This window comes from Priestia sp. P1_B12_1, assembly GCF_056406695.1.
This window is the reverse complement of the sequence record NZ_JBFTZR010000003.1, coordinates 151161-170536: the sequence shown is the minus strand read 5'-3', so window position 1 is coordinate 170536 and position 19376 is coordinate 151161. Positions and strand designations below refer to the sequence as shown.

The window sequence follows — 19376 nt, the reverse complement described above, 5'->3', positions numbered from 1 at the left end:
TTACTTGCCCAAATTACATTACTTATTACGGTAGTTATTCTTGTGAGTACCGTCCTTGTATGCATTTTATTTTCTGCAATGATAGATGAAATTGTTGAAAAATATGTAGGTAAGCAAGCTATGACAGTAGCAAAATTAGCTTCTGAAGACAAAATGATTGTAAAAGCTTTTAAGAATAAAAATCCTTCTGAGCATATCCAACCTGTTGCAGAAAAAATAAGAAAAACCACTGGGGCAGATTATGTCACCATCGCCAATGATAAAGGAATCCGCTATTCTCATCCCAATAGTAGCTATATTGGAAAACATACTAAAACAAGCAACGAAGCTTCTTTAAAGGAGCATCAATCCATTATTTATAAAGGAAAAGGAATTTCAGGATTTGCAATTAAAGCCAAGACCCCCATATGGGATAGCCGAGGAAACGTAATAGGCGTTTCGTCAGTAGGGTTTCTTGTAAGCAATATAGAAAAACAGATTAATGATTATAGAATAAAAATTATTAAATTGTCCTGTATTCCTTTTCTTATTGGAGCATTTGGAGCTTTTTTCATTGCAAGGCGGGTAAAAAGACTAATATTTGGACTGGAACCGGAGGAGATTTCCTTTCTTTTTAAAGAAAAGGAGGCTACTCTTGAATCTATTCGAGATGCTACTGTTACTGTAAATGTTGAAAAATATGTAACGTCAATGAACAGAAGGGCTAGAGAACTATTTGGTCATCTTCAAATAGGAGGAGAGATAAAGAACGCCCGTCTAGGACAGCTAATTGATCAAGCGATAGAAAAGCAGCGGGTGTATTCTAACCAGTCCCTTGTACTAGATGGTCAGCAGTATATTTTGGATTTATCTCCTATTGTAAGAAAAAAAGAAGTGCAGGGCATCGTCCTTACTATAAGAACTTTATCTCAAATTGAAGAATTGACAGAAGAGATTTCTAAAATTAAAATGTTTTCTGATAATTTACGTGCTCAAAATCATGAATTTTTAAATAAGCTGAACGTGATTTATGGATTGTTAAAGTTAAAGAAGTATGAGCATGTCATGCAAATGATTTCATCAGAGGTAAAGGAACGCCAAGATATTATTTCTTTTTTAATGTCTTCTGTAAAGGATCCTTTGATTGCGGCATGCTTACTTGGAAAGATCAATCGTTCGAAAGAATTAGATGTTACTTTAGAAATTGACCAAGATAGTAATTTAACAAGTACTTTAGATATCGAAGACGCAAAAAACGTTGTTTCCATCTTGGGGAATTTAATTGATAATGCGCTCGAGGCTGTGCGAGAACATAAAGGGAACGTGCTGGTATCTTTTACAGATGTAGGAAATGACCTGATTTTTGAAGTTGAAGACAATGGACATGGGATATCAAAAGAAGTAGAAAATATGATTTTTATAGATGGTTACACAACGAAAAAAGGTGAAAATCACGGAATTGGATTGACTATTGTTAAAAGATCTGTAGAGCTGCTCAAAGGTGAACTATACATAAGCAAAAGTATGTTACAAGGAGCAAGATTCACATTAGTAATCCCAAAGCTATTAAATAATGAAAAGGAAGAATCGATATGACTGAAAATCAAATTAATGTCATGATTATAGAAGATGATTCTACAGCTGCACAAATTTATGAACAGTTTACTAAGAAACTAGAGCATTTCACTGTTGTTGCAACCGCAGGATCTGGAGAACAGGCTTTAGAATTACTAACAATATTTACACCGCAATTAATTTTATTAGACGTTTTTTTACCAGATATCAACGGAGTGGAACTGTTATGGGAAATCAGAAAGAAGTATCGAGGAATCGATATTATTTTAATAACGGCAGCCAATGATGTTGAAACAGTTGAGGAAGCAATAAGAGGAGGAGCATTTGGTTATTTGGTGAAACCTGTAATTATTGATAAATTTTTATCTACTTTAAAACATTATCAGTCTACAAGAATAGAATTAACCGAAAATAAAATGATAAACCAAGATAAAATAGACCATTTATTTAGAACACATCATAACCGCCGCACTCAATCAGCAGCTGCAGTAACAGAACTTCCTAAAGGGATTGATAAACATACTCTTCGTTTAGTAAGAGATAAAGTTCGCGAAGTTCAGCAGAGCTTGAATGTAGATGAGTTTGCTCAACTAGTAGGTATCAGTTATTCAACAATGAGAAGGTACTTAGAGTATTTAGTATCTTGTAAAGAAATGCAGGTGGAAATAGTGTATGGAAGTGTAGGGAGGCCTGAGCGGAAATACCGAGTAACTAATTCTACATAAAAACGAGATAGCGGTTCTTTGTCCGCTATCTCGTTTTTATGTAGAAATGACGCATGAAAAAAATGAAAAGAATTACTTTTATAAAAGATATTAAACTTATGGTGATTATCTATGAACCTGCTTTAACAAGTGATACCTTTTTAGTAACGTGTAGCAAGAAAAAATGAAAACGTTATCAAAAAGGAGGAAAAATATCCGTGCTTTCTTTATTAGGATTTTTAATGGTTGCAGTATTCATGTATTTAATTATGTCGAAGCGACTTACCCCAATGGTTGCTCTTATCATTATTCCAATTATATTTGGTTTAATAGGTGGGTTTGCTAGCGGAATGGGACCTATGATGCTAGAGGGTGTAAAAGATATTGCTCCTACAGCTATTATGATTTTATTTGCTATTTTATATTTTGGATTAATGATTGATTCAGGATTGTTTGACCCTCTCGTTTCCTTCATTTTAAAGGTTGTAAAAGGAGATCCTCTAAAAATCGTGGTCGGAACTGCTGTGCTTTCAATGATGGTTGCTTTAGATGGTGATGGAACTACTACCTATATGATAACGGTCTCTTCTTTGCTTCCATTATACAAACGCCTAGAAATGAACCCGCTTATCCTAGCAGGAGTTGCGATGCTATCTATGGGAGTTATGAATATGACTCCGTGGGGAGGTGCTTCTGCTATGGCTATGAGTTCATTAAATTTAGATTCGTCTCAGTTGTTTTTGCCTTTAATACCTGTAATGGGTTTTGGGCTTCTATGGGTGCTATTTGTTTCTGTTGTCCTTGGAAGAAGGGAAAGAAAAAGGTTAGGAGTTATCAATATTAAACATTCTGCAAATGAAATCGCACATGCAGATGAATTAGAGGGAACAGCGCAACATTTAGACTATCGACGTCCTAAGTTAGTATGGTTTAATTTTCTCCTTACCGTTAGTCTTATGGTGTGCTTAATTATGGACTTTATGTCGCTGATGCTTTTGTTCATGGTAGCGTTTGCTATTGCATTATTAATAAATTATCCAAACATCAAAGATCAACAGCAGCGAATTTCATCTCATGCAAATAATGCGGTAGCCGTCGTTTCAATTGTTATTGCAGCAGGTATTTTTACAGGAATTATGTCTGGAACAAAGATGATTGATGCTATGGCAAATACACTTGTAGGAATAATCCCAGATGCAATGGGCCCTTTTTTGCCAGTTGTAGTAGCATTTTTAAGTGCTCCTTTTACATTTTTTATGTCCAATAATGCCTTTTATTTTGGCGTATTGCCGATTATTGCTCAAGCTGCCGAAAGTTATGGCATTAGCGCAGCTGAAATTGGAAGAGCTGCTATCTTAGGACAACCCGTTCACGTGATAAGTCCCTTGGTAGCAGCAGCTCACTTATTAATTGGAATGGTAGGAATTGAATTTAGTGATTTACAACGCTTTTTAATTAAGTGGGCGCTAGGAACTACGGCAGTGATGACAATAGCTGCGTTAATTTTAGGTGTTATTTCTATTTGATATAAAAAAAGACCCCAAAGGGTCTTTTTTTTATACTCTTACGTTGAACTAGACTGTTCGCTGCAGCTGCTTTTTTTAAAATAGAACTTATAAATTAAAAATCCGCATACAGCTACTACCGCTGCAATTAAAATATAGGTTTGTGCATCTGAGATAAAAGATTGAATGGACTTAAAGTTTCCGATTTGCCCTAACCAAAGCATGGCAATATTCAAAGGAAAGATACCAAGAAATGTGAGCAGAGCAAACGGAATAGGTTTCACTTTAGATAGCCCCGAAAGATAGGAAATGTAGTTGCCGAGCCCTAAAGGACGAGCAATCGCAATACTCCATAATCCGCATTTTTTAAACCATTTTTGTGATTTCTCAAATGCTTTTTTCTTTTTTGATAATTTTTTCTTTACCTTATCCTCTAATTTATAGCCTATCCCATACGGTATAAAGCTAAAAGCTGTATAAACGGCGCTTCCCGCAAGAGCAATTAATAATAATTGCACTATGTGCATGTTTAATAAGTATCCGTAGGTAAGGGTGAGAAGAGAACCGGGAAACGGCAGGGAGGAAGCCTCAATGGCCAGTCCGCTTAAAAGTCCCCAAATTCCAAATTGTTTCAGTAAGTCTGTTATGAAATGTAGCATAAGATCGCCTCTTTTTCTGTGTCATAACATTCAAGTACCCATCTATATGTTTGGAAAAACTTATAAAAGAAAAGAAAATAAAGGAAGAAAGTGGGATGTGACAGAAAAAAACTTAGCTTGTACAAAGAAAAAGGAAGGAAGTGTATTTTATAGCTTCTACTCAGAGTGAAATTATATGGGGAAAATAATCGAGTGTGAATTTTTAAATAAACTACGACTTTTATTCATAGTTTTGATTCCTTTTATTCATTTTACTTATAAAACTAGCGGGTGTAAACTTGTTGTGTTGTGAAATAATCCATTATGTATATGTATTAAAAGGAAAGGAGGTTACCGTGTGGTTATTATTGTAGGATTGTTATTGTTGATGTTTTTTGCTTATCTAGGATGGTCTATTATCTGGGTGGCACCTGTTGTAGCTACATTCATTGCTTACTTTAGTGGTTTAAAAGTACTGCCTACTTATACAGATGTGTATATGGGAGGGTTTGTAGATTTCGCTGCAAAATGGTTCCCCATCTTTTTATTAGGAGCCGTCTTCGGAAAGCTAATGGAAGATACAGGCGCAGCTAAGTCGTTGGCGCAGCGTATTGCTAAATTATTTGGAAGTAAAAGAGCCATTTTAGGGGTGCTGATTGCTTCCGCCATTTTGACATATGGCGGAGTGAGTCTATTCGTTGTGGTCTTTGCGATTTATCCTTTAGCAATCGCGTTATTTCGAGAAGCCAACGTATCGCGAAATTTACTGCCAGCAACCATTGCACTCGGAGCATTTACGTTTACAATGACAGCGATTCCAGGTACGCCTCAAATTCAAAATCTGATTCCGACTGCTACATTTAAAACCAATGCAATGTCCGGTTCGATTATTGGAATTGTCTCAGGTCTTATTATGGCGGTGGGAGGGTATTTATGGTTAGCTTATCGCGATAAAAAATTAAAAGCTAAAAATCAAGGGTTTACTGAGCCTAATGAATCATCAGTCGCAGCGAGTGAAGAACAGGACTCGATGAATGTAATATTAGCTATTTTACCGCTGATTGTCGTTGTCGTGACATTAAACGTTTTAAAATGGGAGCCTATCGTTTCGTTATTAATTGGTATTTTTTCTATTTTACTTATTAATTTTAAACACTACAAGACGTTTATTTCTTCTATAAATGAAGGAGCAAAAGGATCCGTGATGGCTGTTATTAATACGAGTGCAGCAGTAGGTTTTGGCTCGGTTATTACAGCAGTTCCAGAGTTTAAAGATGTCACGCATGTGTTGCTAAACATTTCGAGTAATCCGCTCGTTTCAGAAGCATTAAGCGTTCAAGTGCTAGCGATGATCACGGGCTCAGCATCCGGCGGTATGGGTATTGCGCTTCAAGCATTAGGAGATACGTGGTATCACTTGTCTCAAACAACGAATTTAAGTGCTGATGCTCTTCACCGTATTGCAAGTGTTGCGTCAGGTGCATCTATTTTACCGCATAACGGTGCGTTGTTAACACTATTAGCCGTAACTGGTCTTCGGCATAAAGAAACGTATAAAGACGTATTTGTTGTTGCATTTATCATCCCGACAATCGCTTTATTTGCAGGAGTCGCATTAGCGGCAGCCGGTATTATTTAAAAACAGGAGGAGAATACACATGGTTGAAAATCAAGTAATTGTAATCACAGGAGCAGCAAGAGGAATTGGGTTTGAAATAGGTAAAAGATTCGCAGAAAACGGCGGAAAAATTGTGTTATCCGACATTGATCAAGCTGCTGTAGAAGCTGCAGCACAAAAACTTCGTGAAGCTGGATTTGAAGCGCTTGGTGTCAAAGCCGATGTAACAAAAGAAGAAGAAATCAAACATTTAATTGAAACGGCAAACGCACATTTTGGAGCGGTTCATACGTTCATTAATAACGCTGGCTTGCAGCATGTTTCTCCAATCGAAGAGTTCCCAACTGAAAAATATGAGTTAATGATTAAAATTATGCTAACAGCTCCATTTATGGCGATTAAGCACGCGTTTCCGATTATGAAAAAGCAAGGGTTCGGACGTATTATTAACGTTTCTTCTATCAACGGTTTAATCGGTTTTGCGGGCAAAGCAGCTTATAACAGTGCTAAACACGGTGTAATAGGGCTAACAAAAGTAGCTGCTCTTGAAGGCGCAGCACATGGTATTACGGTGAATGCACTTTGTCCTGGCTATGTGGATACACCGCTAGTAAGAGGTCAGTTAGATGATTTAGCTAAAACAAGAAACGTACCATTAGAGAGCGTGCTTGAAGAAGTTATTTATCCTTTAGTCCCTCAAAAAAGATTATTAGACGTGAGCGAAATTGCTGACTATGCTATCTTCTTGGCGAGTAGTAAAGCAAAAGGTGTAACTGGTCAAGCGGTAGTAATGGACGGCGGATATACAGCTCAATAAAAAATAAAATAAATCATTAAAAGCATAAATGAGTCCAACGGGCTCATTTATGCTTTTTTAGGTTATATCTATTCTATTGAGTTAATCAACGTTAAAATATAATTAGGCTATACATAAAAAAAGCCTCATACTATTTCTCCTATAAAGATAAATAGTATGATAAAAAAGCCTACAGTTTAGAAAGGATGATACATATGGTGCAAACAGTAAATGAATTAATTAAACATCCGGTTTTTTATTTTTTTAACGAAATTTCAGCTATTCCTAGAGAATCTGGAAATGAAAAGAAAATTAGTGACTATTTAGTTTCTTTTGCAAAAGAAAGAAGCCTTGAAGTTATCCAAGACGAGGCTTTAAATGTAATTATTAAAAAGCCGGCCGCTAAAGGATATGAACATGCTCCAGCCATCATTTTGCAAGGACATATGGACATGGTATGCGAGTTAAATAAAGGGACTGTGCATGATTTTGAAAAAGATCCGCTTCAACTGCGAATTGTGGAAGATATGCTTTATGCAAATGGTACTACGCTAGGAGCTGACAACGGGATTGCCGTTGCATATGCACTGGCTTTACTAGATGCTCATGATATAGCTCACCCCTCTCTTGAAGTAGTCATTACTACTGAGGAAGAAACAACTATGGGCGGAGCCATTGCTGTAAGTCCAGCTCATTTTGAAGGGAAAATCTTTATTAACCTTGATACAGAAGAGGACGGAAAGCTGCTTGTCAGCAGCGCAGGCGGGGTAAAAAGCGTGCTTCGTATTCCCGTAGACTGGGAATCGTCTTCCGATAACTCAGAAACATATAGCTTAAGCATCGGTGGACTGCGCGGCGGACATTCTGGAATGGAAATTGATAAAGAAAGAGGAAATGCTAATAAACTGCTAGGGAGAGTTTTATATGATTTACAACATGAACTTCCCTATTCTTTAAGCAGCATTAGTGGAGGATTAAAATCAAATGCGATTCCCCGTGAATCAGAAGCAATTCTATCAGTTGAGCCTTCTGAGGTAGGAAAGCTAGAAAATAAGATTCGTGAGTGGAACGAAATAGTAAAAAATGAATTACAAGCGGCTGATCCGAGCGTATATGTAAAAATAAACAAATTTTCTTCCGATGAGAAATGTTTTACAAAAGAAACGACAGAACGAATTGTACAAGCTATTATGCTAACACCAAACGGCGTTCAAAGCATGAGTATGAATATCGAAGGATTAGTAGAATCTTCTACCAACTTAGGTGTGATTACGACGACAGAGTCTGAGGTTGTTTTTCAAAATGAAATCCGCAGCTCAGTAAAAAGCTTAAAAGAAAAAATAGTAAGTCAAGTGCACATACTTGCTCAAGTAGTCGGAGGAAGAGTTGAAACAAAAGGTAATTACCCTGAATGGGCGTACAATGCAGATTCAAAAATTCGTGAATTATGTAAAAAGGTTTACAAAGAAAAGTATGGGGAAGAGGCGGAGGTCATCGCCATCCATGCTGGAATTGAATGCGGTATTTTCCTGGAAAAAATCTCTGGATTAGACGCCATTTCGCTCGGCCCCGATATGTACGACGTTCATACACCTGATGAACATCTGAGCATTCCGTCTACTATTAAGACATGGGAATACTTATTAGCGGTATTAAAAGAAGCAAATAAGATATAAAGTTATCAGCATCTCTATAATTTTTAAAAAAGAGCTTCTGTAAAGGAGCTCTTTTTCATTGGTCATTTATCAGATAATAAGCAGAATTCCGTCAACACGTCAGGCAATTGAGAACACTTATGTAAGCGTTTTACAAATAAAGGTTTTAAAACGGGCCTAAAAGAGGTAAACAATTACTAAAACGATAGACAAATGAATTCAAAACAAGCTCTGCAACTAATAAATTAGTAGGGAGAGAATGTATATGAATGATAATAGTCTTATCAAAGATCCCTTTTTGGAAAAAGGAGAAATTGAATTTTTAGAATTAAGGAAAGACGAAATACGCTATCTAAAGTTCGATCGGTTTTTGAAAGTGATTAAAGCACTTAATCAACGCAGTGATAAAGGCTACCAGAGTCTTATGCTTTCCGTTGATGGCTTTAAAGGTAATTCAAGAGAATTATATGAGATAGAGGAGTTTCGCAGATACGTAAATTTGTTAATTAATCAAGTTCCTCAAATATTATTTTATATTCACGATAAAAACAAAATGACTAATCAAATTTTGAAAAGTCTATCAAACAACAGCAGCCAACCGGCCTCTATAGATCCTAAAAGAGCACGTTTAATGATTGATGCCATACAGGAGCAAGTAGAGAAAACAGAGGACAAAGAGATAAAGGAGAACCTTTCTGAATTCGTATGTAAAATCCAGAGCTTTGTGAACCAGTATTAACAGTTCCCAATAGAAAAGCAGAATCCATATTATAAAAAAGTACGAGAACTCAAAGTTTCTCGTGCTTTTTTATTGGAAAAACAGTAGAAAGAGAAAAGGAGTATCAACATAGATTGATAAATAATAAATAATAATGGTAAAGCTTCATATTCTGCCGTGAAATAACAAGGAGGAATGAACATTGCATCATATTGAAATAAGAAGACCAAAAATAGAAGACCGCGCAGAACTCCACGAGCTTTTTAATGAAGTAATCACAGATACCTTTCATAAAGAGGGTCTATCAGACATGGTGAACGATATACAAATAGAAATTGAAAGTAAAGCACAATATTTAAAAAGTGACCTTGATAGCGGTGGAAAACATCGATTCTTTTGGCTCGGAATAGATACGTGCACCAATAAGATTATTGGCTGTATTGAATATGGTCCTGTTAGTGAATTAATTACATCGTGTACAAAAGGAGACCTGCAAGGATGGATTGAAATCGGCACAGTTTTTGTTCATCCAAAGTACCAAAGAAAAGGTGTAGGCACACTGCTTTTACATACTATGCTGCTTACGCTTCAAAGCAGAGAAATTAAAAAAATTTGTTTGGACAGCGGATACAAAAATGCTCAAGAAGTATGGAAAAACATATTTGGAATCCCTGATTATTTAGTAAAAGATTACTGGAGCAAGGGGTATCATCACATGGTTTGGAAAATATCAGCAGAAAGTACGCCGATAGTATTTAAGCTCAGTTATAACGAAGAATAAGGTGTCTCCTAGAAAATAGCCGGTACGTTTCTCCCGGCTATTTTCTACTGTTAAGCTGTTTACATATGTGCAATTATATATTAGTGTATTTTATTAAATATAATACCTTGACTGTCATAGTAATATGATTTAAATTATACATAAAGAGGTGATACTTTGGGATATACAAAAATGTCTTCAGATTTACTTCGGGGACATACAGATACAATGATTTTGAAATTACTTCTCAGCGGCGATAAGTATGGGTATGAAATTAGTAAGCTTATTTATACCTATTCTAAAGAGCAGTATGAATTAAAAGAAGCCACAATGTATTCAAGCTTGAAGCGTCTTGAAAAAGACGGCCATATTCTTTCTTACTGGGGAGATGCTGTACAAGGCGGCCGCAGAAAATATTATAAAATTACAGAACAAGGAAAAAACGTATATAAACAAAACAAAGAAAATTGGGAGCAAGCGAAAAAAATTATTGATTTATTGTTGTGAGAAAGGATGATGTTATAAATGAACGAAAAAATAAAAAATCATGTGCATAACATTTTGGCTCCTTATCAGGATGTAGAAAATGTTCAAGATTTAGAGGAAGAACTATCACAGAACTTACAGGAAAAATTTACAGATTATAAAAAAGATGGGCATAATGAAGAACAGGCTTATTATATGACAATCAATTCTATCGGCGATATCACAGAACTGATTCAATCAATGAATGTAGAAACCAAGGAATTAAAGCAAACCGTCCCTATGGATTTTTCAAAGACCGAGCTTACAAAATCTGATTTTCGTTCTGTATCGGTGTATAAAGGGAAATTTAATGCCAGTAATTTGAATGAATCTGATTTTAGCTACGCAGATCTTACGGACAGCATGTTTAAAAGCAGCAATTTAACGAAAGCGATATTTCATCACGTTAATTTAACAGGCGTACAATTTAAATGGGCAAATTTTAAACAGGCCAGTTTTAAAGACTGTATCTATGACAATACGTACTTTAAGCAATGTAATTTAACAGACATTGTATTTGACGAGGAAACATTTAAGGGAACAATTTTTGAAGGAACATCATTAAAAAAAGCCTCATTTCGCAACGCCACTTTGCTAAATGTACAGTTTCGAGGATCAGATTTAAAAAAATCCGATTTTGAAGGTGCAAAAATGGATAAATTGACATATAACTTTTTAAAAAGTGCCAAGATAGATCTGAGTAAAGTTACGATTATTTAAAGATAAAAAAGACCTCTCTGAAGGTCTTTTTTTATGGACATATAACAATTCTTTTTAAGAGCGAGCAGGATAGTTTATTAGAGAGCTAGAACACATTCATAGAAATAATAAAGCTTTTATCACTTATGTGGAGGAGTATGGAAATGTCTATATATGAAATTTGGAATGAAGTGGATCTTTATATGAATGATAAGCTTATACAACCTGACCCTATTCTTGATGAGGTATTGAAGGCAAATCAAGAGGCTGGATTACCTGCCATCGACGTATCGCCTAGTCAAGGAAAGTTTCTGCATTTGTTAGCTTCATTAAAAGGAGCTCAACGCATTTTGGAAATTGGTACTCTTGGAGGATACAGCACGATTTGGCTAGCCAGAGCTCTTCCGAAAGACGGACAGCTGATTACGCTCGAATTGAGCGCTCAGCATGCAGAAGTAGCAAGAGCTAATTTAAAAAGAGCGGGAGTAAGCCACTTAGTAGAAGTCCTTGTCGGCCCCGGGCTTGATACATTAGCTGTATTAAAGGATAAGGGAACAGAGCCGTTTGATCTTATCTTTATTGATGCTGACAAGCCGAATAACCCAAATTACTTAAAGTGGGCTCTAGAATTATCGAAAAGAGGAAGTACGATTATTTGTGATAATGTTGTTCGTCAAGGGCATGTGGTGAACTCAGAAAGTGAAGATGAAAATGTAAAGGGAATTCGCCAATTTATGAATGTTCTGGCTCAAGAAAAACGAATCAGCGCCACGGCTATACAAACCGTTGGAAGCAAAGGCTATGATGGATTCATTGTAGGGATTATTGAATGATAAAATTTGTATTACACATAAAAAGAGACGGAGACATAACGAAACCCATCCAATCAACAGCTAGAAGCAAATACATACATGAAACCTACGTTCAGCTTCCCCACGAAAAAATCCGAACGAGTTGGATTCTCAACCAAACTCGTTCGGATTGTCCTTGAACTAACATAATTTTGTTCCAGACTCTTTTTAAATGGGCCCCAATTTATCTGTCATTTGTTTTTCGGTTAAAAAATTAATCAATTCTCGTACAGCGAATGAACTGTAGCGTTCTTTTAACAGAATAATTCCAAGTTCCCACATCATTTCAGGATCTGCAATAGGTACGGTAGTAATATTGGGATCTTTCACTTTGGCATAAAGCGATTCGGGTAAAATAGCAATACCTAGTTCTGCCGTTGTTAATTCAATAATTAAATCCCATTGAGAACTTTTATACGCTATAGAAGGCACAAAGCCTGATTTTAAAGCATCTTGAATTAACCGGTCGTGCAGCGTAAATTCTTCACTAAACATAATGAATTTTTCATGCTCCAATTCTTTCATCCAGACGGAAGAACGTTTCGCTAGAGGATGGTTTTTATGCGCGTATAAAAGAAATCTCTCCTTAACGAACGGGTATACGTGAAAATGTTCATCATGACCGCTTGTAAGAGGAAGCATAACGATCCCCATATCTACACCAGCCTCTTCCACAAGTGCTTCAATTTTTTTTGCTCCAAATTCAATAAGCTCTAGAGATACTTTAGGGTATTGTTCATTAAATGCTTTTGCAATCTTCGGGAAAAACAAGGTTCCGATGAGCGGAGGGACTCCCATCTTGATTTGCCCTGTTTGCAAGTTCATTAAATCTCCCAACAAGTGAGGCATGTCTTTTAACACCGACAGAGCTTTAGTTGCTTGGTGATACACAACTTCTCCTGCATCGGTTAGCTTTAATTCTCTTGTTGAACGATCAAGAAGCTCAAATCCTAGTTCATTTTCTACTTTTTTGACGGCTTTACTTAAAGCTGTTTGAGACAAATGAACTTGCAGCGCTGCCTTTGTAAAATTCTTATGATTCGCTACCTCTATAAAGTATTCTAAGTCTCTGATTTCCATGTGAAACTCCATTTCTGCAAACTGCTTATCCTTTTTCTTTACTCTTTATTTTAACCATTAAATTATTTACTGTAAATGCGCTAATTAAAAAGGGGGAGGATATATCCAATGAATAAAACCAGGGAAAGGAAATGAACTAAAATTTCTGTCGAAATTGATTAATAAAACGCATAATCTTTTTATAGAGAAACATAGATTTTGCTGCTAGCTGATGAGGAATATAAAGATTTTTGCATGTACGTTCGGGCAAAAATGCAAAACTTATCAAAATAACTGAAAGTCCAAAGGCTGCGGTTGTAATCTCTAGCCAAGAAAACATCATATCATTCCTCCTTTTACAAACCTATTAATAGAATATGTAAAAGTTTGAAAGGAGGTTGTACGATAGACCTATAATGAGCGGAGTTATGAAGTTCTCTCTAAAAATAAAATGACGTTAAAGAACGCAGGTGCTGCGCTCTTTAACGTCATTTTATTTTCGCTCTTCAGCTTGATGTTCTTGTTTGTTTTGCTCAGTGAGACGTTTTTGATGAGCTTTTGTTTCTGCGCTTACATGATTCGCATCATTCGGTTGATTTTTCTTTGAACCTCCCGCAGCGTTACTCATTAGACGACACCTCCAGTTCGGTTATGAAACATACCTATAGAATGTGCGTATTTACAGACTTTATACACCGCTATCGATATTACTGCACACGAAAAAAGCAAAGGGAGAGTCACTAAACTGTTCCCTTTGCTTTTTTGCTAGGCGACTTTATCGGTGGTGATAATTTTGTTAATCCAGTCTTTTCCTTCTGTAAACCTTGTAACAAGCATCGCTGTTACTGTATTTCCCGTACTGTTTAAAAGCGTAGCAGGGGCGTCAATAATTGTGGAAATGACCGCAATAATGGGCAGAACTTCTGGCGAAAATCCGTAAATTGTAATGATTAACATTTCGCCAATCATACCGCCTCCAGGGATTGCTCCCATTACGGCTCCAACTAAAAAGGCTACGCCTAATATGCTCAAAATACTCGTAGCAGACGTCATATCTTTGCCAAACAAACTGAATAAGAAAACAATTTTTAGAATACCACCGATAACAGAACCATCTTTATGGGTGTTTGCTCCTAATGGAATCACCGTTTCAGCAATATCCAGCGGCACACCCATTTTCTTTGTTGCATCTAAATTGACTGGAATAGATGCAGCAGAAGAACAGGTAGCAATAGCCGTGATAGAAGGAGCAGCTGCATTTTTCCAAAACAGCTTAATTCCTGCTTTACCGCCAGCAATCCATGCATATAGCGTAAAGAAACCGAAATAGTAAACGATTGCAATTAATAAATAAAGAATAAATGCTCTAGCGTACCCTTGTAAGATCTTTGGTCCAAGTTCTCCTACTACAGTAGCAAAATAGCACCCTAAACCAATTGGAGCATAGTACATCACAATTTTAACAACCTTCATCGATACTTCTTGACCGGAAGTCAGAAATTTCACCATGGGCTGTCCTTTTTCGCCAGCCATCGTTGTAGCAATACCGAAAATAACGGCAAAGACAATTAATTGTAAAATGTGCTCTTTCGAAAATAACTGAACAAAATCAGGTACAGTAAATGTACTAACAAGCTGAGTTAAAAGCGTCATTTTTTCAGCTGTATTTTCACTGTCACCCATCAATTCTTTAATGGCAGAAGTATCTACATTATGTAGCGGATTGTAAAGTGATGCGCCTAAAAAGCCTAAAACGGCTGAAACAGCAGCAGTGGCGATAAACACAACGGCGATACCTAGCATAATTTTACCAAGACGCTTCATTTCATTCATGTTTGCGATCGCCGAAGCCACACTAAAAAAGACAAGGGGAACGATAATCATGAACATCAAATTAAGAAACAAATCACCAAAGGGCTTTACGACTGCCACATCGGGCCCGATAGCATATCCTGCTATCCCGCCAATTAAAATAGCGAGAAGCAGAATAAGCGATGATCTGTACGTTTTAAATACACTTAAAACCATAGTTAGATTTCCTCCAAACAACAATAGCTTCTTTACTACGCAAGAACAGCTATTATTTGCTCATTGCATACGTAGTAACGACTGGCTTTACATCTTTACGCACCAAATCTTCGTATGTTTCTCGCTCTACAGCAAGACGAGCTTCTCCATTTTTTACAAATACAACAGCAGGGCGCGGAATACGGTTGTAATTGCTAGCCATTGAATAGTTGTAGGCACCTGTAGAGGACACTGCTAATAAATCTCCTTGATTAACGCGCGGTAAATCAATATCCCAAATAAGCATATCTCCTGATTCACAGCATTTACCCGCAATTGATACTGTTTCATCTTTTTTATCCGTCACTCTATTAGCCAAGACAGCTTCATGTTTTGCATCGTAAAGAGCAGGACGGATATTATCGGTCATACCGCCGTCAATTCCTACGTATTTTCGTACACCTGGAATCTCCTTCGTTGATCCAATTGTATAAAGCGTTGTACCTGCTTCTCCTACGATGCTTCTTCCAGGCTCAATCCAGACTTCTGGAAGGGTATAGTTCTGTTCAGTTAACGTGCGGCTTAGCTTTTCTGTCAGTGCATCTACATAATACTCAACTGGAAGAGGAGAGTCGCTTTCGGTATAACGAATACCAAAACCACCACCTACGTTTAAAACTTTTACTTCAAATTCCATTTTATCACGAATGCTGAATAAGAAATCAGTTAAAATATCAATGGCGCGAGAAAAACCATCTACTTCAAAAATTTGCGAACCAATATGACAATGAATGCCTAAAAGATCGTAGTAAGGCTTTTCTAACGCAGAACTTACCGCTTTCATGGCTTGGTCATTGGAAAGACCAAATCCAAACTTGGAGTCTTCCTGTCCGGTCATAATATATTCATGTGTATGGGCTTCAATCCCTGGAGTAACACGCAGAAGAATAGATGCTTTCTGTTTGCGCTCAGCTGCTAAGGCATGCAAAACTTCAAGTTCGGTAAAGTTATCAACAACAAAACAGCCAATATTCGCATCAAGAGCCATTTCCATTTCTTCAATCGTTTTATTATTGCCGTGAAAATGAATGCGTTCAGCTGGATATCCAGCTTCAAGCGCTGTAAATAATTCGCCTCCTGAGACCACATCTAGTGACATATCAAGCTTCGTTAAAAGGCTAGCCATTTCCATACAAAGAAAGGCTTTCCCTGCATAGGCGATTTGATATGAAAATCCGCTTCTTCGAAAGGCTGAATGGAAGGCCTTGCATTTCGTCTCAATTAATTCTTGATCGTAGATGTATAGGGGAGTGCCGTATTGTTTTTTCAGTTCGACCGTATCGCACTGCCCAATTTCTAAATGATTGCTGCTGTTAATTTTACTCGTTCCATGTAAGTACATAATCCGTATCCCTCCATTTAAATCATTCAACTATAACTTTGATGGTCAGTAGAAAAACACAAAAAAGACCCGTGAAGTGATGTTCACGCGTCTTGGTTTCATAATAATAAAATATTATTACATTCTAGGCATCAACATCTCTTCAATAGCTCTCCACAAACCAAATGGTTTGTGACAGCTCAGCATTTATTCAATACTGAACCAGTATATGAACACAATGGATGTTTATATACTTCGGCACGAAATCCCTTTTACTTATCTTCACAGACTCCATTAGTCTCCAATAAGTGACTCTTGATTTCATGCACCTCTATTCTCAGAGAGGAAAATTATATTTAAATGTAATTTCTATTATATTTCCTTTTCCTCCGTCTAGTCAATGAAAAGTTAAGGCATAGGAATATCAAAAAGAATAAATAAGAAAGCTATAAAGCTTCCAGATAGAACCCAAGCACCCAGCGCTGTCTTTTGATGAATGACTAAAAGTGAGAACGTGACAATATTGAAGAGAAAAGAACACAGCAGCGACCATCCATAATGATGAGTAATACTGTGATTAACATAAGCAATGAACTCAATCACAGTAAATAAAAGCGCCCACAAAAGAATCCACCACATCCGGCCGCTTACATGCAGCGGCAGCCTTCCTAAAAAAACTGGTATAACAAACGGATAAATAATTAAGGTTATTCCAAGGGAAACCATGAGGTGATCGGGTAGAAAAAGGTGATCAATACCAACAGGGTGAAATACCCATACGCGGTGATGAAACAGCAGTACTTCATAAAGCAAATTCCCCGTGACCCAAAACAGCAAAGTAGGATAGTATTCTTGATACCTGCGCCACTTGCCAAATAGTAAACCAAGAATGATAAAAAATAATACAAATGAAGATTGCATACGCTCTCCTTAAAATAATGGTTATTTCTTTTTATTTACATATTATAGAAATTTTATTCTCTTTGCTTTTATTCAGAAACTATAATAGAAAAGCCGTAAGCAGCAGCGTTAAAGACGTACTACCACTATTTGTGGCTTTCTTCACGCTGCTATAATCTTCGTAAAGGAACTTCTACCGCTTTTGTTTACGAGATGAAAGGAGCTGCTATATGTTAAAGTCAGCAAGACGTAAAAATAAGCTCGAAATAGCTCAGCCTAGTATGTGACTTCTTTTTTTGCTATGCTAAAATTGCATACATATAGCATAAGAATACTAGAAGAAAGAAAAGGGTGTTTTGGTATGAAAACATACATCGTAGTTGGAGCTGGGGTACTTGGAGCTTCTACTGCATATCATTTAGCAAAAGCAGGAGCAGATGTGACATTGGTAGATCGCAAGGATGCTGGTCAAGCTACTGATGCAGCAGCAGGAATTGTTTGTCCATGGCTTTCGCAGCGTCGAAATAAAGCATGGTACCGCTTAGCAAAAGGCGGCGCCAAGTACTATCAAACATTAATTCAGCAATTAGAAGACGATGGAGAAACGGATACAGGATATAAGCAAGTGGGAGCAATTAGCTTACATACTGATGAACAAAAGCTTAAAAAAATGGAAGAACGAGCATATAAACGTCGGGAAGAAGCTCCTGAAATAGGCGAGATTACACGTTTATCCGCTAAAGAAACACAGGCTTTGTTTCCGGTTCTTTCAGAAGAATACAGTTCAGTTCATATTAGTGGAGCCGCTCGCGTTAACGGAAGAGCTCTTCGAAACGCACTTGTGAATGCAGCGAAGAAAAACGGTGCAAAAATAATAGAAGGAAACGCAGAACTTCTTTATGAAAATAATCGAGTAACGGGCGTTGCCGTAAATGGACAAACCCTTCTAGCAAGTACAACAATCGTGACAGCAGGAGCGTGGGCAAATCAATTGCTAGAGCCTCTTGGAGTAAAATTTTTAGCAAGCTTTCAAAAAGCGCAAATTGTTCACTTACATCTCCCTGATTTAGATACAAAAGACTGGCCCGTTGTGATGCCTCCAAGCGACCAATATATACTTTCATTTGAACAAGGTCAAATTGTTATTGGAGCAACACATGAAAACGACACGGATTATGACTTGCGAGTAACTGCTGGTGGGCTTCATGAAATTTTTTCAAAGGCCTTATCAATTGCTCCCGGCTTAACAGAAAGCACAGTTTTAGAAACAAGGGTAGGGTTTCGACCATTTACTCCAGGCTTCTTGCCAGTCATTGGAGCTCTTCCGGCTTACGAAGGAATACTAGTAGCCAATGGTCTCGGAGCTTCAGGCTTAACGTCGGGTCCTTATCTTGGTTCAGAGCTTGCTAAATTAGCACTTGAAATGGAAATGGAAATGGATCTTAGCGACTATGATGTAAGAGGAGCTATCGAGTCTTAAGCAAACAGAATGAATGAAAACAAATAGAAGTTCGCAAACTACAACTACTATATGATGAAAGGAAGTAGATTGTTTGCGAAAGATTATGATAAGTGCAGCAGCAGCTTTTTTATTTATGAGCGCGACGCCTGTATTAGCGGAAAACCATCCTCAGCCAGAAACAAAAGACGTGCAGCTGACGTCTCAGCAAAAGCAGGAATTGTCCGTGCTGTACAAAGAAATGCTAGCAAAAAAGAAAGAAATACTTTCCAAATATGTCGAGTACGGCGTGTTAAGCAAAACGGAGAGTCAAAACATTTCTTCACATATGGAAAATCGTTATCAGCATATGGAGAAAAATGGTTTTGTTCCGAAACGACACTGTCATAAAATGCATCATTCAAAGTAATTCATATTCACATAAAAAAGCGCCTTTACAGGCGCTTTTTTATGTGAATGAATGGAAAATATCCGCTTCTTTATCTAGTAAATTCTAAAATCCTCATGTAAAATTAAGAGAATGAGAACGAGTAGGAAAGATGCTAGT

At 37.1% G+C, this 19376-nt stretch carries 20 protein-coding genes and 1 riboswitch; of the genes, 13 read left to right on the top strand and 7 right to left on the bottom strand.

The features are described 5' to 3' along the window. The first annotated feature begins 78 nt into the window (after positions 1–78). From AC1D0Y_RS11855 to AC1D0Y_RS11845, 3 genes are all read left to right on the top strand, one after another. Complete coding sequence (locus AC1D0Y_RS11855) at positions 79–1575, top strand: ATP-binding protein (protein ID WP_240717288.1); 1497 nt, start codon at positions 79–81, stop codon at positions 1573–1575. Continuing rightward, on the top strand, positions 1572–2279 hold the full coding sequence (locus AC1D0Y_RS11850; protein WP_060745659.1) for a response regulator: 708 nt from the start codon (positions 1572–1574) through the stop codon (positions 2277–2279). The genes AC1D0Y_RS11855 and AC1D0Y_RS11850 overlap by 4 nt, the downstream gene beginning before the upstream one ends. Before the next feature lie 197 nt (positions 2280–2476). Next, positions 2477–3784 (top strand): CitMHS family transporter, encoded by a 1308-nt coding sequence (locus tag AC1D0Y_RS11845; RefSeq protein WP_028408547.1) that lies wholly within the window; start codon positions 2477–2479, stop codon positions 3782–3784. Between the two features lie 38 nt (positions 3785–3822). Here the strand turns inward: AC1D0Y_RS11845 and AC1D0Y_RS11840 are convergent, their stop codons facing one another. Continuing rightward, the gene (locus AC1D0Y_RS11840) at positions 3823–4422 is read right to left on the bottom strand and encodes a DedA family protein (RefSeq protein WP_028408546.1); all 600 of its coding nucleotides are present in this window, start codon (positions 4420–4422) and stop codon (positions 3823–3825) included. Between the two features lie 337 nt (positions 4423–4759). Between AC1D0Y_RS11840 and AC1D0Y_RS11835 the strand changes: the two genes are divergently transcribed. The 8 genes from AC1D0Y_RS11835 (at position 4760) to AC1D0Y_RS11800 (ending at position 12005) form a co-directional block, all read left to right on the top strand. Then, positions 4760–6040, top strand: coding sequence for a GntP family permease (locus AC1D0Y_RS11835; RefSeq protein WP_081085233.1), 1281 nt, complete (start codon positions 4760–4762; stop codon positions 6038–6040). 19 nt (positions 6041–6059) lie between these two features. After that, a complete protein-coding gene (locus tag AC1D0Y_RS11830; protein WP_060745657.1) occupies positions 6060–6836 on the top strand; it encodes a 3-hydroxybutyrate dehydrogenase in 777 nt (258 codons plus the stop codon). A 194-nt stretch (positions 6837–7030) separates the two neighbouring features. Next, on the top strand, positions 7031–8491 hold the full coding sequence (locus AC1D0Y_RS11825) for an aminoacyl-histidine dipeptidase (protein WP_060745656.1): 1461 nt from the start codon (positions 7031–7033) through the stop codon (positions 8489–8491). A 244-nt stretch (positions 8492–8735) separates the two neighbouring features. Further along, complete coding sequence (locus AC1D0Y_RS11820; protein WP_013083145.1) at positions 8736–9209, top strand: hypothetical protein; 474 nt, start codon at positions 8736–8738, stop codon at positions 9207–9209. A 181-nt stretch (positions 9210–9390) separates the two neighbouring features. Next, positions 9391–9969 (top strand): GNAT family N-acetyltransferase, encoded by a 579-nt coding sequence (locus tag AC1D0Y_RS11815; RefSeq protein ID WP_060745655.1) that lies wholly within the window; start codon positions 9391–9393, stop codon positions 9967–9969. A gap of 156 nt (positions 9970–10125) precedes the next feature. Beyond that, positions 10126–10455: a PadR family transcriptional regulator gene (locus AC1D0Y_RS11810; protein WP_477707594.1), complete on the top strand. Its 330-nt coding sequence runs from the start codon at positions 10126–10128 to the stop codon at positions 10453–10455. Between the two features lie 18 nt (positions 10456–10473). Continuing rightward, positions 10474–11193 (top strand): pentapeptide repeat-containing protein, encoded by a 720-nt coding sequence (locus AC1D0Y_RS11805; RefSeq protein ID WP_060745654.1) that lies wholly within the window; start codon positions 10474–10476, stop codon positions 11191–11193. Positions 11194–11318: 125 nt separating this feature from the next. Beyond that, a complete protein-coding gene (locus tag AC1D0Y_RS11800; protein ID WP_060745653.1) occupies positions 11319–12005 on the top strand; it encodes an O-methyltransferase in 687 nt (228 codons plus the stop codon). A gap of 186 nt (positions 12006–12191) precedes the next feature. On the opposite strand, the gene AC1D0Y_RS11795 is transcribed toward AC1D0Y_RS11800, so the two are convergent. The 6 genes from AC1D0Y_RS11795 to AC1D0Y_RS11770 form a co-directional block, all read right to left on the bottom strand. After that, positions 12192–13103, bottom strand: coding sequence for a LysR family transcriptional regulator (locus AC1D0Y_RS11795; protein WP_060745652.1), 912 nt, complete (start codon positions 13101–13103; stop codon positions 12192–12194). A gap of 136 nt (positions 13104–13239) precedes the next feature. Then, on the bottom strand, positions 13240–13425 hold the full coding sequence (locus AC1D0Y_RS11790) for a hypothetical protein (protein ID WP_477707593.1): 186 nt from the start codon (positions 13423–13425) through the stop codon (positions 13240–13242). A gap of 150 nt (positions 13426–13575) precedes the next feature. After that, a complete protein-coding gene (locus tag AC1D0Y_RS11785) occupies positions 13576–13710 on the bottom strand; it encodes a hypothetical protein (RefSeq protein WP_013057043.1) in 135 nt (44 codons plus the stop codon). A 137-nt stretch (positions 13711–13847) separates the two neighbouring features. After that, complete coding sequence (locus tag AC1D0Y_RS11780) at positions 13848–15110, bottom strand: dicarboxylate/amino acid:cation symporter (RefSeq protein WP_102812708.1); 1263 nt, start codon at positions 15108–15110, stop codon at positions 13848–13850. A gap of 52 nt (positions 15111–15162) precedes the next feature. Further along, positions 15163–16491: a diaminopimelate decarboxylase gene (gene lysA / locus AC1D0Y_RS11775; protein WP_025751927.1), complete on the bottom strand. Its 1329-nt coding sequence runs from the start codon at positions 16489–16491 to the stop codon at positions 15163–15165. Between the two features lie 138 nt (positions 16492–16629). Further along, a riboswitch (Lysine riboswitch) is annotated at positions 16630–16812 on the bottom strand. A gap of 66 nt (positions 16813–16878) precedes the next feature. Then, entirely contained in the window at positions 16879–17391 is a 513-nt protein-coding gene (locus AC1D0Y_RS11770) for a CBO0543 family protein (RefSeq protein WP_060745649.1), read from the bottom strand. Positions 17392–17731: 340 nt separating this feature from the next. On the opposite strand from AC1D0Y_RS11770, the gene AC1D0Y_RS11765 reads away from it, so the two are divergent. Both AC1D0Y_RS11765 and AC1D0Y_RS11760 read left to right on the top strand, forming a co-directional pair. After that, a complete protein-coding gene (locus AC1D0Y_RS11765; RefSeq protein WP_060745648.1) occupies positions 17732–18850 on the top strand; it encodes an NAD(P)/FAD-dependent oxidoreductase in 1119 nt (372 codons plus the stop codon). A 73-nt stretch (positions 18851–18923) separates the two neighbouring features. Further along, on the top strand, positions 18924–19238 hold the full coding sequence (locus AC1D0Y_RS11760) for a YckD family protein (RefSeq protein ID WP_060745647.1): 315 nt from the start codon (positions 18924–18926) through the stop codon (positions 19236–19238). Positions 19239–19376: the final 138 nt, after the last annotated feature.

Coding starts and splice junctions, on each gene's coding strand:
- AC1D0Y_RS11795 (WP_060745652.1), bottom strand. CDS start 13,103: ATGGAAATCAGAGACTTAGAATACTTTATAGAGGTAGCGAATCATAAG.
- lysA (WP_025751927.1), bottom strand. CDS start 16,491: ATGTACTTACATGGAACGAGTAAAATTAACAGCAGCAATCATTTAGAA.
- AC1D0Y_RS11840 (WP_028408546.1), bottom strand. CDS start 4,422: ATGCTACATTTCATAACAGACTTACTGAAACAATTTGGAATTTGGGGA.
- AC1D0Y_RS11780 (WP_102812708.1), bottom strand. CDS start 15,110: ATGGTTTTAAGTGTATTTAAAACGTACAGATCATCGCTTATTCTGCTT.
- AC1D0Y_RS11770 (WP_060745649.1), bottom strand. CDS start 17,391: ATGCAATCTTCATTTGTATTATTTTTTATCATTCTTGGTTTACTATTT.
- AC1D0Y_RS11855 (WP_240717288.1), top strand. CDS start 79: ATGATAGATGAAATTGTTGAAAAATATGTAGGTAAGCAAGCTATGACA.
- AC1D0Y_RS11790 (WP_477707593.1), bottom strand. CDS start 13,425: ATGATGTTTTCTTGGCTAGAGATTACAACCGCAGCCTTTGGACTTTCA.
- AC1D0Y_RS11820 (WP_013083145.1), top strand. CDS start 8,736: ATGAATGATAATAGTCTTATCAAAGATCCCTTTTTGGAAAAAGGAGAA.
- AC1D0Y_RS11785 (WP_013057043.1), bottom strand. CDS start 13,710: ATGAGTAACGCTGCGGGAGGTTCAAAGAAAAATCAACCGAATGATGCG.
- AC1D0Y_RS11830 (WP_060745657.1), top strand. CDS start 6,060: ATGGTTGAAAATCAAGTAATTGTAATCACAGGAGCAGCAAGAGGAATT.
- AC1D0Y_RS11765 (WP_060745648.1), top strand. CDS start 17,732: ATGAAAACATACATCGTAGTTGGAGCTGGGGTACTTGGAGCTTCTACT.
- AC1D0Y_RS11850 (WP_060745659.1), top strand. CDS start 1,572: ATGACTGAAAATCAAATTAATGTCATGATTATAGAAGATGATTCTACA.
- AC1D0Y_RS11800 (WP_060745653.1), top strand. CDS start 11,319: ATGTGGAGGAGTATGGAAATGTCTATATATGAAATTTGGAATGAAGTG.
- AC1D0Y_RS11825 (WP_060745656.1), top strand. CDS start 7,031: ATGGTGCAAACAGTAAATGAATTAATTAAACATCCGGTTTTTTATTTT.
- AC1D0Y_RS11805 (WP_060745654.1), top strand. CDS start 10,474: ATGAACGAAAAAATAAAAAATCATGTGCATAACATTTTGGCTCCTTAT.